Origin of the sequence: Salinarchaeum sp. Harcht-Bsk1 (assembly GCF_000403645.1) — an archaeon.
Lineage (GTDB): Archaea > Halobacteriota > Halobacteria > Halobacteriales > Salinarchaeaceae > Salinarchaeum.
In genome coordinates this window covers 1,301,580-1,320,042 of sequence record NC_021313.1, presented here as the reverse complement: position 1 = coordinate 1,320,042, position 18,463 = coordinate 1,301,580, and the positions used below count along the sequence as shown (strand labels likewise).

10 protein-coding genes are annotated in these 18,463 nt (G+C 57.2%); 8 read left to right on the top strand and 2 right to left on the bottom strand.

Going from position 1 to position 18,463, the window contains the following annotated elements; all coding sequences use genetic code 11:
* Window positions 1-81: 81 nt before the first annotated feature.
* Together L593_RS06120 and L593_RS06115 are read right to left on the bottom strand one after the other, a co-directional pair.
* A complete protein-coding gene (locus tag L593_RS06120) occupies window positions 82-552 on the bottom strand; it encodes a phospholipase D-like domain-containing protein (protein ID WP_187292643.1) in 471 nt (156 codons plus the stop codon).
* Window positions 497-4,660, bottom strand: coding sequence for a DEAD/DEAH box helicase (locus L593_RS06115; protein WP_081638657.1), 4,164 nt, complete (start codon window positions 4,658-4,660; stop codon window positions 497-499). The genes L593_RS06120 and L593_RS06115 overlap by 56 nt, the downstream gene beginning before the upstream one ends.
* A gap of 186 nt (window positions 4,661-4,846) precedes the next feature.
* Here L593_RS06115 and L593_RS06110 point away from each other — a divergent pair, with 186 nt between their 5' ends.
* From L593_RS06110 to L593_RS06075, 8 genes are all read left to right on the top strand, one after another.
* On the top strand, window positions 4,847-9,577 hold the full coding sequence (locus tag L593_RS06110) for a DEAD/DEAH box helicase (protein ID WP_081638656.1): 4,731 nt from the start codon (window positions 4,847-4,849) through the stop codon (window positions 9,575-9,577).
* 37 nt (window positions 9,578-9,614) lie between these two features.
* Entirely contained in the window at window positions 9,615-10,511 is an 897-nt protein-coding gene (locus L593_RS06105) for a hypothetical protein (RefSeq protein ID WP_020446068.1), read from the top strand.
* Window positions 10,511-11,359, top strand: a complete 849-nt coding sequence (locus L593_RS06100; RefSeq protein ID WP_020446067.1) for a hypothetical protein — start codon at window positions 10,511-10,513, stop codon at window positions 11,357-11,359. The genes L593_RS06105 and L593_RS06100 overlap by 1 nt, the downstream gene beginning before the upstream one ends.
* Entirely contained in the window at window positions 11,356-14,349 is a 2,994-nt protein-coding gene (locus L593_RS06095) for a hypothetical protein (RefSeq protein ID WP_020446066.1), read from the top strand. Before L593_RS06100 ends, L593_RS06095 begins: the two co-directional genes overlap by 4 nt.
* Window positions 14,333-15,025, top strand: coding sequence for a hypothetical protein (locus L593_RS06090; protein ID WP_020446065.1), 693 nt, complete (start codon window positions 14,333-14,335; stop codon window positions 15,023-15,025). Before L593_RS06095 ends, L593_RS06090 begins: the two co-directional genes overlap by 17 nt.
* A gap of 119 nt (window positions 15,026-15,144) precedes the next feature.
* Window positions 15,145-15,735, top strand: coding sequence for a hypothetical protein (locus L593_RS15590; protein WP_144060712.1), 591 nt, complete (start codon window positions 15,145-15,147; stop codon window positions 15,733-15,735).
* Window positions 15,736-16,013: 278 nt separating this feature from the next.
* The gene (locus L593_RS06080; RefSeq protein WP_187292642.1) at window positions 16,014-17,924 is read left to right on the top strand and encodes a tRNA-guanine transglycosylase; all 1,911 of its coding nucleotides are present in this window, start codon (window positions 16,014-16,016) and stop codon (window positions 17,922-17,924) included.
* A 76-nt stretch (window positions 17,925-18,000) separates the two neighbouring features.
* Window positions 18,001-18,462 (top strand): DUF6884 domain-containing protein, encoded by a 462-nt coding sequence (locus tag L593_RS06075; RefSeq protein WP_394296463.1) that lies wholly within the window; start codon window positions 18,001-18,003, stop codon window positions 18,460-18,462.
* Window position 18,463 lies beyond the last annotated feature (1 nt).

Sequence of the window (18,463 nt, the reverse complement as noted above, 5' to 3'; positions counted from 1 at the left end):
GGCTGGCTATTTTTTTTAACTGAACTTTCCTCCCGTGGATACAGCTTTTCCAATAGTAATTGCGATAATTGATGGCAGTTTTCATAGGTCCACGCTGAGCTCTTCTTCGACGTAAGTATTGGCGTCTGGGTGGGTGTTGGTGACAATTTTGCAGAGCTCGCGGTTAACGAGGAGGCCGCGGCGGGTGATGTTGGCGGAGCCGGCGTAGACCCAGTCGTCAGTGATGACGGCTTTGGCGTGGAGGTCGGGGACGTCAACGACTTCGGCGTTCCGTTCGACACGGGATTTGATGTAGTCGTTGTGGTCTTCGTTGCCGTTGATGAGGAAAGTGATGTCAGTGTCGGTGAGTTCGGCGACGGCTTTGGAGAGCAGGAGTTCGCGGCTGGAAGTCTGGTCGTTCACCGGGAAGCGGAGTTCGACGTCGCTCAGCCACGGCGAGACGAGAACGACCCTGTCGGCGTGGATCAGGGTGTACCCGATGAAGTAGGCGAGTTCGTTAGAAGGTAAAGTAAATGCTCGTGTCATTGATTTCTCCTGCGGGAACTTGCTCACGGTCAAACATTTCATCGACAGCGTCGTCGGTGTCCACGAAGTCAACGAGGTGGTGGCGGAGTTCCTGCAACAAGACGTGGCTCAGGACTTCCTCTTGATCGTGGCCAGAGATGCATTCCCCGGTGTGCAGGTTTTCGACACAGCCGTCGATATCCGGGGAGAAGAACAGTGATTCGATACGGTGCAGCTCATCCAGGTCAACGTTGAGTGCATCAACGCGTCCCTCAGGGAACGTATCGGCGCCATCCAGCTGGGCATCCGCCACGGTGTGCTTCACGGTGTAGGCGTCACGGAGAGGGATGCTTTCCTCGTCGCTGAGCTGGGCGGCCCGGTCACAGGTCGACAACACCTCCTGCACCACTTCGTCCCGGATTTCGGGAAAGACCATGTCAAGCTGCTCGTCGAGATGCGTGTCTACACAGTGTTGGACAGCGTCTTCATCGACGCCGCGCTCAGGTAGGTCCTCGACGAAATCGGGATTTGCCCAGAGTTGTTCGTTGATGACCTGCGTGTTGTAGGTAATACGGACCAGTGATTCGAGCAGAGTGCCGGGATCGTTCTCCAGTTCGTCATAAACGAGGTCGACGATCCCTTGGCCACCTTCCGTCCGTTCGAAGATGAACACGATCCCTTCCTCGGGATCCAGGCCGTAGAACAGCATGGACGGGTTGACACCACCGACGTCCGCGACCAAGTGGAGGAAGAAGTGAGCGGCTGTATGGTACGCTAATTCGTCGATCGGGACCCCGTCCAGGTTCTTGTACCGGGCGACGTCAGCGATGAGGTCCTCGTTGTCCTCGACGTAGTCGATGAAGTCGGTGAGATCGTAGATTAGGCCGCGGGTCTTCAGGTCGAAGCCGAGCGGCGTGTCCGGGCTGTCGATTTCGCGTTGGATGCGGTCGTCACCGGTGAACTGGATGCCCATGTCACCCATCGGCCGGGCCGGTGTGATGTCGAGAGAGACTCCATCCAGGGTGACTTGGCCGCGGAGTCCGGCGAGCGCGAGGCTGCCGGTCGCGGCCTCGACGTCGGTGTCGCGGGCGACGGTCCGGACCTGGGGTTCGGCATGGACCTTGCCCCACGCAATCTCGTTGTGCCGGACGCACCGTTGATCATCAAGCAAGGTGAGGCACTGCGGGCAGTAGGCAACGATGTTGAGCGCGCGTTGCCCGGTGACGTCAGGGATTTCTGTGAGCTGGATGGAGTCCGGGACCAGCATCCCGTTCCGCTGGTCGCCGGGGATGTCGCTGAAGTCGAACTGGACCTCATTGCCCGTCGGCTGTTCCCCGTAGCTCTCGACCTCGGTCTCAGGGAGGAAGACGTGGAGATTGGTGGATTCGTTTTGGAATTCACTGCGGTACGGTGCATTAGTGTGGACGAGACTATCGATGGTTTCCTCGTCGTCGAATCCATCAGGATCAACAACGGTGAAGAACTGGCCGCTGTTGTCGAAGTACGACGGAGGCACGTACCAAATTTCGTCACTGTAGGTTCGGTCGGTGACCTGGAGGTAGCGGTGGAGGTAATAGGCCGCACGGAGCAAATGCTTCACGTAGTGGAGGCTCATATGCGGCCGGTTCACCCGGTTGTCAGGGTCTCGTTCAAGATCGCGGTACTCTCCGAGTTGGTCGAGGACGCGGCGTAGGTAGTTGATCTGGTAGCGTTCGTCGATGTTCTCCTCGAGTCGGCCGTCACCGGCGATTGAACCTAGGATCTCGACGGCGTCACTGAGATCAGTGATCCGGTCAAGGGAGACATCCTCGGGCCGGTCATCGATGTGGATGTTGACCTGTGCGCGAAGCCCCGTGAGGTCGCCGACTGCGGAGATGATCCTGCCGAAGAGCTGTTCATACTGTTCGACGCGTTCGGTCTCAGCACCGCGGTAGCCGTCACGGGCCTCCTCGCGTAGCTCCTCGAATTCGTCGTAGAGCTCGTTCAGGTCGTCAACGAGGTCAGGGGCATCGCCACCGTCGACGTGGTCTTGGTACTGATCGACAATCTCGACGTAGTGGCTGATGACTTCGAGGGTGCGTTGCCTGACTTCGTCGACGTACTGTTCGAATGCATTATCGCTGCGGGTGATGTCACCGCTGTCGATATTGATCAGGTCTTCGACCTCCGCGAACTCCTCTTCCAGCTCGGCTTCCCGTCGGTTGATAATGTCACGGAAGGTTTCGATTCCTGCCTCCGTGGTAAGGGGTTCGACGGTTTCGTCGATGCCGAATTCAGCGAGGAGGAAGTCGCTGGGATTGAGCAGCAACTGGTAGAACTCCTGGTATTGCTTGTCCTGGGTGAGGAATTCCTCAAGGAAAGTTGCTTCTTCACCGCGGCGGATACGACGATCATCGATGTCGCTGGCTCGAGTGTAGTAGGTGTTGAGGGTAGTATGGATCCACTCGATAACGTCGTTGTCTGGTTTGAGGGGGGTGCGGAGTTCGGAGCTGAGGAAGCGGTCCGCCCGGTAGAACATGTTGGCATCGTTCGTCAGATTGGAGAGGAAGACGAAGATGTGGGCGTCCATGCCTTCTTCCCGGGCGGCGCGGCCGGTCCGCTGGACGAAGGAGGACAGGTTCTGCGGGGTCCGGTACTGGGTGACGTGCTTGATCTCCCCGATGTCGATACCGACTTCGAGGAACGAGGTTGATAGGAAGATATCGCTGTCAGCGGCGTCCTCCGCGTCGAACCCGATTTGGGAGTAGACGGGGAGGAAGTCGAGGGCGCGATCCTCGATGAAGTCGTAGCCCATGGCGTCGGCGATGTCGGCCCAATCGGCTTCCGGATTAGCCGGTTGCTGGCCGCGCGGCGACCGATCGGTATGGTGGTGCCACAAGGGTGGCTCGCCTTGGCCGTCGCCGCGTTCGGCGTCGTCGAGCTGGTCGTTCTTCTGATTGACCTGACTGATGCTGTCGATGAAGGACAGGGCTTTGCCCTCGTTGCCGTCGGTGTCGCGAAGGAGGCCGTGCCCGATCAACAACAGTTGCTGGATCATCATGGAGGAGGCACCCGGCCCATCCTCCGGTGATAACAGGAAGTAGTAGTGCTCCTGGTCGTCGTGGTCCTGTTTGAGGTCGGACTCAGGAACGTCGACCGTCGCTAAACGGCCGGAGGGGAAGTCGAAGAGTTTCCGGATGAACCGGTCGGCGTTATCGATGGTGGCGCTCGCCCCGATCCAGAGCAGGGGCTGTTCCGTGATGTCGTTAATGTTACCAATGATCTTCGCTGCGTGCGCGCCACGAAGCCGGGTGTACAGGTGGACCTCGTCCAGGACGAACGTGTCAACGTCGTCGACGATGTCGTAGTTGGGTTTGAGCGCAAAGAGTTCCAGCGCTTCCAACGTGGTTAACAGGATGTCCGGGGTTTCCCCATCCTTAATCTGCTGGCGGCTTAAGACGAGTTCGTTGTTGGTGAAACTGTGGGTATCGTCCGCTTCACAGCGAATGGTGTAGGAGTTCGAACTCCCGTCATAGGTGAACGCGTTTGTCGTTGTTTCATCGCCGCACCAGCAGTGCGCTAATTGGAACGTCTCCCGTCCGTTCTCGGATTCGAAATAGTCATCGCGGACGTCCTCCACGTTGTAGGGCATACCACCCATGTAGACACCAACGGAGAGCGGTGCCTGCTCGCCGGCGGGACGCATGGAGTGGATGTGCTGCAGGATGCGGCCGAGCTGGTCTTGGAGGAGTGCCCGGCGTGGATAGACAATGACCGTGGTGTCCTGCTCACCGTTCCGCAGCTGTTGGTACAGCGGGCCGAGAAATGCTTCTGTCTTCCCAAACCCGGTCGGAGCCGATAGGATGGCGGCATGTGGCTCCCCAGTGTCGTGTCGTTGCTGATGGAAGTCGTTGATCAGCTGCCAGCTGTCGACCTGAAAATCGAGCGGGTTGAAGCCAAAAATATCGATAATCTCGTCGACGAACGGGTCATCGCCGTCATATGGGGTGGCCAACCGCCGTTTCTGCGCTTCGCTCGTGTATTTGACAGCATCGGTCACAGGAGCGCCGTCGTGATCAGTGCCGAGCAGCTGGCGATTGAACAACATCCCGCGGACTAAAGGACGGACCTCGTCCGGGATACGGTCAGGGTTCGTTGTATCGTCGCTATATTGCATTCGTGGCTTGGGAGATGATCCGCCAGCCAGTTGGAGAACGTGTCATCGATTCGTATGCTGAAGAGATACAGGGGTCAATTTGAATAACTTTGCCTCTCGACGAAAGACTCATCGGCAACTGAATTGTGTGGGAGGAATGACGCAAAGTCTTATTGAGGGGTCGCCATCTCTCCCTTCGTACGGTCAATGCCATCCCCGTTGAACGCGTTTGCCACCGCCACTGATCGCGCCTCCGAGATCACGTGGTGGAATCGAAAACTTACCAAGCTCAACCGTATTTCAGGCGTTACCAACGCTACTTCCTTCGTTTCAAACGAACTGGTGGATACCAAAGGCCCGTATCTCGAATTTGTCTCACCGCCAGCCACAGCGGAGCGGCCAGCTGCCGAGCTACTGGAGCAGTATGGCTACGATGAACGGGTTGTCGACGCGGTCGTCGACGAGTTGTTCGGTGGGGACCGTGCCGGGTCGCTCTATCAGCACCAGGTAGACACGATCGAGGCTATCGAGACGGATCCTGACGACAACATCTTGGCTGTGCCGACAGCGACCGGGAAAACGGAGTCGTTCTTCCTCCCAGTACTCAATGACTGTGTGGCGACGGACGACAACGGGTTGAAAGCGATCGTCATTTATCCGATGAAGACGCTGGGTGTCGACCAGCTCAATCGGTTCCTCCGTTACATTGACACGGTGAACCAGGAACTACCACGCGAAGACCGCGTTACCATCGGGATCTGGGACCGGGATACGCCGGCGGCAGTCGGACCGCGTGACTACGACCTGGATATCGGTGCCAACGTCCGTGGCCTCGAGTGTCCCCGCACCCAGGACGATTTACGGGTGACCAGCGATGGGACACCGGGCAGCGATGACTGGACGTATCCGTGGCTCAAGATCACTCGCGAGCAGATCCGTGACGGGGTCGACATCCTCCTGACGAACCCGGATGCGCTCGACTATATGTTCGTCAGCGACAACGAGGCCACCCGTGATATCCTAGGTCAAGGCCCGGAGAAAAGCCCAGTTCAACACGTGGTTTTCGACGAAGCCCACGTGTGGAGCGGGATATCCGGGTCAAGTATCGGATTGCTCACTCGCCGTCTCAAACAGTTTTACGCAGCACATGATCCACAGGTTACGCTGGTCTCCGCCACCATCGAGAACCCCAGCGACCTGGCATCCGCCCTGACCGGGACGGATAGAGACGATGTCAACGAGCTCGGGTTCACCGCCCGCGACTTCCCGGTCACCGGGGCGACTGATTTCGACCGGTTTGCGGAGTGTTCACTCCGCGACGTCGTGGAAACACTCGTCCTCACCGAACGCCACGACGTTGACCGGGAGACGTTCTGCGGCAGCTATCCACAGTTGACCGGTGCCGTCACCACGTTGGAGGAGATTGGACTCTTGGCAGGGCCAGACCCGTTGACGGTGCCAGACCAGCACCGAGACTGGGTGTTCGCCCCCATAGCTGACAGCATCGACACCGAACAGGAAGACAACACCGCGGGAGCTGTCCAGAACGGAGGGACTGCGCCCGGGATAGCCCCCGAGGAACTGGATACCTTGACGGAACAGGTGGTCGAGCACGGCGATCTCGGCGGCAGATGGTTCCAGTTTATCCGTGATACGGTTCCGGAAGTCGCGACTGTTGCATCGTGGTTCATGGACGAGTCGACCACCGAGGTTGAGTTCGAACACTACGCTGACCTCGTGAACCGGATTGAGAAAGCAGGTGCGTCGAACCCGGATGAAGCGGTGTCAGCATTGCTTGCCTTGGGCCGGGCAGCCGGGATGGTGACGGCGAAGTACCACATGTTCGCCAAACCGCCGCGGAAGGTCTACTGGTGCCAGACATGCGAGGAAGTGACCCGTGGCCGGTCCTGTCCCGAGGGCCACCAGACACGGGAACTCCGGTTCTGCAGGACCTGCCACCACCCGTTCGTCGAAGCCGACACCGAAAACGAAGACGAGGACGACGAGGTGTTTCAACCGGTCTACGGCGGCGGGACGGACGGTCCGTGTCCTGGCTGTACGACGTTGCGGCTCCGGTTGACCGATATCACGGTGCCGACGCCGACCCTGCTTTCGTTCATGTTGACGTCGCTGTGCCGGTCGATGCCGTCCGAGAAGACGTTGGTCTTCTCTGATTCACGGTCGACAGCTGAATCGGTCAGCAACGAAATCATCGGGACGGAGTACGGGTTAACCGCTGAGACGCTGTACGTGAAGCAGTTGATCGAGGAAGGTGGCCGAGCTGAGGCCCGGTCACTGTTTTACCCGGTATTGGATACACTGCGGGAGAAGTACTGGCAGCCACTGCGACAGAACACACCGGACCGGGAAACGGATGCGAACGATATTCTCGTTGAGCTGTGGAACGAAATCGAGCCGAACGCACGGCTCTCCCAGTGCCAGCATCTCCGTGAAGCAGCGCTTGTCACCCCTGCATGGGTCCACACCTGTCCCGATCCGAAGACCGCGGCAATCGGCCACGAGGTGTTCAATCTCTTCGTCAGCCGGTTCCCGCCCCAGTTCCAGAAACACGGAATCAAGTTCCAGGGATACACCCGGGAGCGGTTGGTCAACAAGCTCGAGTCTGAGACACGATTCACCGAAGAGGAAATCGACGAGGTTGTCGACGACGTGTTGCAGGGGTTGCTAGACGGCGACGTGTTTGAACTCAAAACGTGGGATGGCGTACGGGACACGATACTCAACGCGGGGAAGGATGAAGCAACTGAGGACGATGTCTTCGAGTACATCGAAGACCAAATTGACGGTCTGGAAGCACGTGACGGCTATAGTGATGTCGGCGGCGGTATCTTCACCGTCCACGACTACGCGAGTAAGACGGACCTCCAACTGGTTCCCCAGGTAACGTTCTGCAACGACTGTTACACGGCGTCACCTGTTCCCCGTCACGATGACGGCCTTGACCATTGCCCGACCTGCGGAAATACGGTCGACGTCCACCAACGGTTCCGTGTCGAGGACGACGGCTCAATGACCCTCCTCGGCTGGGCAGACGTCGAGACAGACTGGGAGTACCCGGTCGATCACTGGGGCCACGATATCCTTGCGCCTCTCATCCCGAGTGAAGGGCCACCGGTACCGCGCGACACGGTCGAGATGATGGAGTTGGACTTCATCACGGTAGGAATCCACAAGGGGGACGTCCCACCGACACTTCGGAGCGCCATTGAGGAGGGGTTCCGGAAATCAGATCCGGACATCAACATCGTCAGCGCGACTCCGACGATGGAACTCGGTGTGGACATCGGCACCTTGGATTCAGTGGCACAGGTCGGGATACCGCCGACTTTGACTAACTACGTGCAACGCAGCGGCCGCACCGGGCGGACGCGCGGCAGCGAATCCTTGGTAGCCACCACGGTCCGCGGCACCCATCCTGTCGACGCACACTACTACGACGACCTGGATCGCTTCTTCGGCAGCTTCGACCCTGTCCGTGTTCCGGACCCGTTCGACTTCGACGAAGTCCTGGCCGGCCACGTAGTGACCGAAGTCGTCGCCTATCTCGCCCGCAACCCGCATCCCAGTGACACGTTCGAGGAGACCTACCAGATTAATCAGTCGGTCGACTCTGTGGCCGAGTTCGCCGACCGTGTGGAAGCCAACCTTGACGAGCTACGCACCTTTGTCCGCGACGACGTGACGGACCGGTTACGGGACCATATCGGGGCCGTGTTCGGGCAACGTGGTTTGGAGGTCTTCGACGCGGTTTTCAACAGTGACGGCCCGGTGAGTTTCCGGCAACGGACACAGCAAACCTGTGGCCAGTTCCGCAGCTTCAGTGACAGCACCGATCTCGACGACGTGCGAAACGGGAATGACCGATTGGATTCCTGGCTCAACCGACTGGGCTACTTGGCGAACTATCGCGAGTTCGGCCAACAGTTCCCTGTCCAGTTCGAAGGCAGCAGTGAAAGCATCTCGTTCCAAGGTGACGGCCGCCTCTACGACTTCTACCCTGGTGAGGAAAATGAGCGAGGGGCAGTGATGACCCTGTACGGCTCAACCTACTTGGTGTCGGACGTCGAAGGCACGAAGGAACCGTTACAGACGGTGGCGATTTGCACCAACGAGGACTGTACCCGGCCGTTCGAAAGCTACCGGACAGCAGCAGAGCAATGTCCACACTGCGGCAACCCGTTAGATGCGATTTCAGTCCACGGCGTTCAGGCAGTCAACTGTCGGAAAGCCCACCAGTTCGAAGATTTATACAGTACCTCGCCCATCATGACGACCCACGTCACGAGTCGTGGCGAAAGAACCGCAGGCGAAGAAACCACGGTATTCGGCCTCTCCTGTGACGTAGCGGTCGGCGGCTACGATGTGATTGACTTTATCCCGGTATTCGAGCGGCGGCACACGATGGGATCCGGGAAAGAGATCAAACGGTCTGAAGCACGGATTCCTGACAGCGACGATGCCCGGTACGCGCCTGTCGGGAAGCAGTACGTAACACAGGGGATCTGTCTCACGTTCGACCAGGCAGCGGTGGCTGATCGACTTCCGGATGAGGCGTTGGAACAGGAAGACGAGGCAGTGTGGCCCCAACTGTTCATCAGCTTAGAACAAGCGTTAACGAAAGCGGTTGCCGTCGAAACCCAGAGTGATCAAGACGATTTCCGCGTGAAGGTGACGGCGACGGGCGACGAGATTCGCGTCTACATCGTCGATAATCGGCAGGGTGGCAACGGGATTGCGACACAGGTCGACCGACACTTGGACGCTATCGTCGACGAGGTCCGAAACGTGATTGATTGTGACGAATGTAGCGGCTATTGTGAGAACTGTCTCTTGATCGAGCGGACACCAGCTACGTATCTGGACAACGACCTGCTGAACAGGACGCTGCTCGCGGAGGCAGTAGGACAAACGCCATGACCGTTGTTCCCCAGTTACAGATGATGAGGCAGTATCGATGAAGTGGGAGACGCTCCAATCGTTCCTCTCTAAGCAGGGCGTGTTTCTCATCCACGACACGACTGAGCAACGGTCACAGTTTGGGCTTCTCCGCTGTCTGCCAGCGCTCAATCGGCTTGGTATAGAAGAATTCACATATCCCTGGAGGTGGCGGCAGCTTCAGAGCGGCGATGGACGGGGCTTGTTCTCCTATGAGTACAGTTTGCTCCAGAACATCGAGTACGAGGAGCAAATGTTGGCGGCCTTGACGACGCAGTACTACGAGGATGAAACGCAGCATTCGATCGGCGGCCTGATCAACCGATGGCAGGAGATGGGGACGATGGTCGTCGTTGCGGATGAGAAACAGTTCCAAACCCAGCAAGGTCTGCGCCCGCTCTACCACGAACCCTTCGCCATCGCACAACGCCCCTATGACGATGTGTATGATGCCTTGAACCAGTGGTACAACGACCAGGGCTTCGATTTCCCGCTTACCGACACACAGAACGTCTTCCTCCAAGACAACGCCATCCTGTATGAACGTGTAGCCGGTGAAACCGTGACACAGACGACCGAACTCTTCTCGCTGTTGAACGATGCACCGTATCTCCCACTGTACGACGCGATTGCAGCTGCTTTCCAAAGCCACGACGGGCCTGGCACCAGCCCCAAGAAAGATGACGCGTTGCAGAACCTGGCCTCGTGGCTGCGCCGCCGTATCGAATGGGACTCCTCGACAGCGATGAGAGTGGTACGTTCTCTGAATTCTACGGTTGCGGACAACACGCGTGCATTCGATCCAGCCGCTGTCGCCCAAGATGCGTCGATGAGCGATGCGCGGCGCGAAGCACGTAACCTCGATTCGACTCCTCTAGGGCAAACTTACAAAGCGTGGCTACAACGGAGTCCATAATGACAGATCCTGACCAGGGATATCTTCTCAACACCATCCAGAATCCCAGGTCACTCAAACCGGTCTACGAATCAGTCAACCGCGGCAATACGACTGAGGATGAAATTGTCGACGATACCGGGCTGAGTGCTGATGCCGTTGATGAAGGAGCAAAGGGGTTACTGCGGTTAGGGCTGCTTGATTCCAAAGACGAAGAGTACACCGTCCGTGACTACACGTGGTCGACGGGCGATGAGATACTGGACTTCCAGTTGACCGCGTTAGAAAATCTTGCGTCATCTCTTACACCGCCTGATTGGGGGAAGCAAGCCGTCCTCCACTTGAACTACGCGTACCTCATCAAGGAAGACTACCAGCGGATTAACGACAAAGACGAAGCGGTCAGGAAGCAGATGGACCGCTGGGAACGCGACACCTTGGAGTACTACCCGACGTACCGTGGTGACCGGCTCGACCTGAACCCGAACAAGATGGAAAACTGGGGCCGCCTCGCCACTTACCTTGGCCTGCTCCACCAGTATGAAACGCACGAGTTCACCGTCTACCCCGACCCGTCGCTCATCTACCACTCGATCAAACGGGCACATAACGCCGCTGGCCGAACGGTCGACGGCAACCCCGTCATCGAGGTACCGACGTATCTGGATTGGCTGTCGAACAACCTGCTCTACCTTCCAGAAGACACTGGCGGTGTGCCTGCCATCCTCAGCCGTTCTCTCTACCAACTGATGAACGAGGAACGGATCCGCCTGGCAGAGATCGGTGATCAAGGTGCTGTCGCCTTTGACCGGATGCCGACGCACGACCGCCGCGAACAATCGGCGAACTCCATCGTTATCACGTCATGAGTAGCGAAACTGCATCCTCCTCTCCCGACGATCTGTTTTGCCCACACTTCCACGAAAAGGACGAGTCCGACCTGCGTAGCCTGTTCAGCCGGGTTGCTGCCGTCCGCGCCGAGAATCCGGACCTGTTCTGGTTTACCCATCGCCCGATCGAACTCTTCCAGATCGAAGGCGGTGTCGAAGGCCCATCGCTGGAAACCGATGAGGAACGAGTCGTCACGGAGGACGATGTCTACCAGGATTTCTCCGGAAGCCGCAACAAGAACTTCGCCGTCGTCATCGAGGGCGAGGTCGGAACCGGGAAATCGGAACTCTGCGTTGCGCTCAACCACCGATTAGAGAACGACGCTGACCGTCCGATCCTCCGCGTCAACAAAGACACGGACTTAATGTCGATGCTGACCGAGGACATCCCGGACTTCTACCAGGACCACTTCGACGAGACGTTGGAGACCTCGTCCCGGTTCAAGCGGCTTGAAGATGATATCAAACAGCGGCCGCGGATGGTCGCAAGCCAGGCCGTCTACACTGCGTTGCTGGAGATTGGATGGGACGGCTATGCTACCTCGACGACACCGGACCAAGAGGACGCTATCGTCGAATTCGTGGCGGAACGGATCCGCGACCGATTAGTCGAGCCTCGGCAGTACGGCGATGAACCGAACTTGGTGACCGAGCAAGAATACGAACAGAATAGCTACCTGCAGGTCTTCGACGAGGGCGCCGACGCCTTCGAGGGGCATCCAGCGGAGAAACTGAGCAGCGGGTTCTGGCAGGCACTACTCGACCAGTACGATACCCCACCGTTGACGGATCTGCTGGAAGAAGTCGGTGAGAAATTCAAAGAGGAATACGGTGACAAACGGCCGGTCGCTGTCTTCGAGGACTTCTCGATCACAGGGATGCAGGCGCGGCAGCTCCGCAACTTCATGGAACGCGACAACCCCGGTGATAACTGGGATTTCATCGTCGCTGGCACCCGTGATTCAACGGCCATCCTCCACAAACGGACTGCTGAGGACCGGTTCCGGTTCTACCGGACGAACAAACAGAACTCCAACCAGGTCCTCTTTCTTGACGACGAGACGGCTGTTGACTTCATCCGTCCGTACCTCGGCTACATCAAGCACCACGATGGCAGCGTCCGCTACGACCGTGACGCCGGCGACTTCACCTTGCTGGACCCGGAGCCGGACTCCCTGTGCGCAAGGTGTGGACTGTGCGACGACAGCTTCCGCGACCTGTTCCCCTTCAACCAGCAGTTTATCGAACGGATCTACACCGGCCTTGATGAGAGCGAGCAGTCCCCTCGTGAACTGATCATCGTCGTCTTCGAGACCGTGCTCGAATACTTCAACGGGACAGCCACGTGTCCCGCCACGGCAAGCCCGCTGAACCATGTGACAAACCGGGTCGCAGCCCACGACGACGTCTACCAGGAAGCCGAAGTCTTCGCCCACGTCGCCAAATGGTACGGCGATACCGACCGATACGACGAATACATCGCCGTTGACCGGGCCTTCCTCGAAGCATTCGGGCTGCTCCCCGAGAACCCGGCAGCGGACGAGCTTCCGGCAAACATCGAATTGCTGGATGATCACGTCAAGATTCCCGGTGTCGAGTATATTCCACCAAATGATGAAGAGACGGAGCCGGGTGAAACCGGCGAAGACGAGGAGGAGACAGGTGGAGACGATGAGGAAACTGAAGGAGGCGGTGATGGCGGAGGGTTGAGTCGTATCGAGCGCCTCATCAACGAGCAGAGCGGCTACGTGGACAACTGGTACGCCAACCCGCAGGACGAATCATACGTCGAGACGGACACTTACCTGCGAACTGCATTTGCCGACCTCATCAATACGTTGACGCAGGATTACTCGCTGTGGACGGACTGCGATCTCAGGTACAACCTCAGCCGGTCGGATGACCCGTTCGTATACCCCTCTGCTGAATCATCGCCTGCTCCGGGCCAAATCGTGCTTGGTCCACAGGATTTTCAGCGGTCTGATATCCGCGAACTACTGAAATACGGGATCCGAATAGACGAGGCGGATGCCAGCGCTGACGAGCAACGGGTCCTCACGTTGGTCGGTGGCCAGTTGACGGAGTATGCCCGGCAGTGGCGGGCCAAAGTCAGGGAGCAGTATATCGAGGACACCTCGGTCTACTACAAGTACGATCCACCGTACGGATTCGACGACTACGTCCTAGCAGCATATGCCTGGATCGTCGTGCTGGACGATCCGTGGCAAGAGGTGACGGCACCAACCTTGAACGAGCGGTTCGCCAGCGGTGAAGACTACGCCTTGGACACGACATTAGAGACAGCACTGACCGAGGAACTGGCTCCTGAAGCACTGGATCACATTCAGGAGTTCATGGAGTATGCGGAGGCGTTCGATGCACTTGTCGCAGAGCGTCATGCCATTAATGACACCACATTGGATCTCCCCCGTCTCCGTCGGTGGTTCTCCAATAATGAGCCACAGGACGTGTTGAGCCGACTCCGTGCTGACCCGGAGGGATTGAGCTCGCGTGTCCGGTTTGATTCCGACACGAAACTGGTCGAGATGGTGACCAAGGCGTATCGGATGCAGAAGTCACTGGATCAGCAGGAAGACCAGATACAGGATTACACGACGGCCCGGACGGCTCAAAATGAACTGGGAGGTATCGATATGGAGCGGATCCACGACAATGTCGACGTCTTGGATAACTACGAGGTGGACCGCTCGTTGTACGAGTCGCTACTACAGTTTGATTCGTATAGCCAGGCCGAGGTGGACGAGGTGGTCGCTGCCAGCCGGCTATGTCTCGACACCTTAGGCACGTCGACACAGGACGCGATCCACAAAATGCTGGTCGAGTACAAACTTATCGAGCACGAGGTTATCGAGTCGTTCAACGAAATCGATTTCGAGACAGAGGAATCGTCGTCTTCCTTTGCCCCGTATTTTCAGGAGGTGAGTCAGTACTATGTCGGAGACCAGTGATCAGTCTCTATTCGAGCAGGAACTCGAGACGGTCCACCAACAGTACCTCCGGCGGGACTTGGAGGATCGATTAGAGAAGGTAGCTACCGAGATGGAGGAAACTATGCTACAAGCGATCATCGCGCGAGACTTCCTCGATCTGGAGGTCAAGGTCGTTGATGAAGCCAAGGAGAAAGTCCAAGAGGCGGGTGGGTACGCCGACGAACGTGATTTCGATGCCTTGGACGATATTATCGACAATGTCGAGGACCAGGTCAGCCAGGAAGCCCACCAGATTGAGAACAAGATCCACGAAGAACGTACTGAGGAAAGAGACCGTGTCAGAGCGATGCGGAAATTGAACGAGCACGTCGAGGCCGCTGACATGGGTAAACTCAATGCACTCGAGTCGCTGCTCGACGACTGGAACTGGAAAGCCCAGGTCTATACTGACGAAGCCGAGGAGTCATTCGAGGCGAAACAACAGGAAGCCCGCGACGTTGCAGCCACCATGTCTAACGCCCTGCAACAGGTCCAGAAAGATTTGCTCGGCAGCTACAGCGGCACCACCCTTGAAGACGTGATGGACCAACTGCTGTCGGATGAACCGCCTTGCTTCAACGACCTCTCCGAGGAGGAACGTGAGGCACTAACCGGGTCAAACCTCGCTAACTACCTTGAAATTCGGCTTGGATGACCTCTCTCCGTCAAAATGTTACAAACGGCGAGTAACCCTCCCGGTCACCAACGTTCATACATTTAGTGCATGTCAGTTGAACATACTTGATGTCAGTTACATTTCCCCAAACACGGCTTGTGGCAGCGCTCGCACTACTCGTTCTCGTCCCTACAGCACTCCTCTATGCATGCTACTACTCCTTGAGCAGTGTAGCAGTCGTCGTTACAGGATTATTGATCGATGTGGTCGGTGCGATTGTTCTTGTGGTGCCTGACTGGCCGGCGTTGAACCGACGGTTTGAGAGTGGCCGGCTGAAGCAAAGCCAAGACGAGATACTCAAGCCATTTCCTGGGTGGGTCGTTGCGGATCCCGATTTAGATGAAGAACACCTGCTCGCTCCAGCTCGGTCACCCACCTTCGACGACCTCTTACATCTTATTCGAGAGCAATATGAGGAGTCAGACAATGTGTCCACGGAGATCGCTTGGGATAGTTTCGACACCATCAGCCCGGAGAAATATGAGTTTCACGAGAATGATCTGCGAAAAGCGCTACATCTGACTGGAGAGGGCGTCGACAACGATGTCTATTTTGAGCTAGAAGCCGTCCAGTACTTTATTCGAGAGCGCATCCAAAAACTTGACTCCCGGTTTCGCCGAAGCGGCGTATTCCTCATCCTACTTGGGTTCAGCATCCAAGCCCTCGGCACTGCTTTCATTTCACCATAAAACCTTCCCGTGCATCCAGTTTCTTCTGTATCTGCTTCCGGAACCCCTGGAAAGTCGCTGTGGCGCTATTTGTAACGCCCGATACAGACCCAACAGTGTTGTCTCCAGTGTTGTCGGTCATCGTCACGGTTGCTGGTGCGCCTTTCCAGTTCGCTTTGAGTGGCAGCGTTTACTGACATATCGGCTCCATCGGCATCTCAGTATTGATAGAATTTTTACGCTTTCTGGAGCGAGAGGTTAATTGAGGTGTCGCATAGAGTTACTACACAGGTTCTTTGATGCCTCCATTCAGGACGCTCGCAAAGGCCAGATACGGTCGGCGGGGCGAGATAGACACGCCTGCCGGCCAGATTCAGACACCTGCCCTTCTCCCAGTTGCGAATCTTATCGGAGGAACCACCCCAGAATCAGGTGGCATCTGGCGGTATACGCGGCGCTATCTCTTCCAGAGCGACACTGTCCAGGGATTCATGTTCCAGACGATGACGTTTCTCGACTACAATCTCACCCCGGACAACCTGGTGGAGTGGCGGGAGAAACCGCTGAAGCAGCACTTCGAGGAGAGCGATGCCGAACCCGGGTTCACGCAGCCATTGTTTGTCGATTCCGGCGGATTCAAGCTGATGAACTCGACGACATTCGGCCAGCCGCCGGAAGAAGGTGGGAGCGAGAACGACTGGGGCATCTACACGAATCCGGAGAGCATTCTGAAGCTGCAGCTGGATTATGGTGCTGACATCGTCGCCACCTTGGACTTCCCGATTCCTCAGAACCTGAACAAGGCGGAAGCCACCGAGCGAATGAAGCGGAGTATCGATAACGCAGTCGAATGTCTACAGCTGCTCAATGACGATGAGAAGCTCGAGGAATGGGGTGTCGACAAGTCCCCATCCGTCTACGTGGCGATTCACGGCCACAGCTACGAGGACGTCAATTGGTACGTGAGCCGATTTCTGGACCGGGCTGAGGAACTGGATGAAGCGTTTGAGGGCTTTGCGCTCGGATCACTTGTCCCGCTCAGCAACTCACCGGACGTCCTCGTCGACATCGTCCAAGGTGCGAGGGATGCGATACCGGAGGAACGGTACGATGACATCGCACTCCACGTGTTCGGCATCAGCGGCCGGCTCTGTCCGCTACTCTCCCTCCTCGGCGTCGACACGTTCGACTCCTCGAACTACTTGAAAGCAGCCCGGAACAAGAGCTTCATCCACCCGGAGACGTGGCAGCGGACCAAGTTGAGCGACTGGGACGAGGAGTACTGCGATTGTCAGGCATGCCAGAACATCTACTTCGCCGATATGCGGCACGCCCTTCTAGAGTCCGATGTCAGCTACAAACGTATCGAGGGGGAGCACGGGAAGCGTTTCAAGAGCGAATACTACGCACAGATAGCCCAGCACAACTTCGAATTGTACAGTCGCCAGATGCAGGCTGTGCGGGACGCCATCGATAACGACGAACTGCTCGAACTCGTGGCGGAGTTCGCCCAGGGGAAGAACATCGTCGAGAAAGGGCTGAAGCGGGCACAGCTCCACAACCCGGAGCTCCGCGAACAGTTGGCCGACATCGGCTACGAGGAACTCGTTGCGGGACCGGACGCTGGAACGTTCCAAACTAAACTCTCCGGCTTCCTCGAGGGGGTTGAAGACACGACACGGGAGAAACGGACCATCTCATTGGAGCACGGTCCTAACGATTTCAACATTCTCCAGCAGGATGGCTACCAGCCACCATCTGAGGCTGATGTCCTCCTAATTCTGCCGTGCAGCCAGGAGAAGCCCTACTCCGACTCGCGGACACATCAGGCAGTGCTCTCCCCGATTGAAGAGTATCGGGACCAGTTCCACAAGATATCCCTCTCAGGGTTGTACGGTCCTGTGCCAGAGGAGTTCGAGGAGGCGGACCCTGTAATGAGCTACGAGTATGTCCTCACCACTGCGGACGATGATCAAGTCGAACTCGTTGCGAACCGGCTCGCCCAGTACCTGGACCGATTCGGTGAACAGTTTGACCACATCTTGGCCTACACGACGAGCAAAGCGTATCGCCGAGCTATCGACCAGGCATTCACCCGATATGGCCGAGGTGAGATATTCCCGTCCAACCCGCGAGCCCTTCAGCTGACCGAGCATTTCCGTGGCGAGAATATCGACGAGCTTGTGGAACGATTTACCACCTCGTTGTAAAGAGTGACAGGCTGTCCGCCTGACCTCCGGTGGTTCTCCATAAAGACTAAGGTCCCCTCACGTGATCAGCAGTTAGATGACGTCACTATTAGTCCAATCATGTTCCGCGACAAAGGAATCGGTGGATACACCGGTGCCTGCCCTCGATTTGTACGATGGATACTTCTTTAGAATCATCAAGAAGGCGCTGCGCGCGGACCAGTTTCAACCTGGACTTGACATGATTATTATATCTGCTGAGCATGGAGTCGTTGAAACCGATGATAAGATCGGATATTATGATCGTCAGATGGACACAGACCGTGCTAACGAATTGAACGACGAGGTGGTCGGGGAAATTGCGGAGAAAGTCGCTGGGAATGAGTATGACAAAGTGTGGGTCAATCTGGGAGCGGATTATCTGCCGGCTGTTGACGGGATCGAGGCTGCTGTTGATATTCCGGTCCACTATATCGAGGGCTGTGGTATTGGGATGAAGGGCAAGCGGTTGAAGCACTTGGTGTCTAGCGGTCGACCAGATCCGGTACACGGTGACTGAC